Source organism: Pseudomonas sp. PME37.24/025, from assembly GCF_055556615.1.
In genome coordinates this window covers 1-269 of the sequence record NZ_JBVHNK010000230.1, presented here as the reverse complement: position 1 = coordinate 269, position 269 = coordinate 1, and the positions used below count along the sequence as shown (strand labels likewise).

The 269-nt window shown below is 68.8% G+C and carries 1 protein-coding gene; it reads left to right on the top strand.

Features of this window, described 5'->3' with window-relative positions; genetic code table 11:
• The coding region (locus ACZ3HH_RS30175; RefSeq protein WP_465810262.1) for a hypothetical protein at nucleotides 1-269 on the top strand (269 nt) is incomplete at both ends.

Below are 269 nucleotides of genomic sequence, written 5' to 3'. Positions count from 1 at the left end.
GACTCGCGGGCCGGTATCGACGCTGCGCTGCGTGCTGAACATCAGGTGCAACGCGGGCAGGGGAGGCGTCGCGGCGCGGGCGGCGCGTCTGCTGATGCGTGTCTGCTCGACCTCGGGCACGTCGTCGAGCTCGTCGATGCTCGGTCGAAGCCGTGGTGCTGGTGGGACCATAAGCGCGTTCGGTTCGGCCGGGGGAGTGACCTCGACGCGCAGCGGTTCCTCGATGTGGCATTGAACGCACTCTGGGGACGTCACCGGTTGCAGACGCC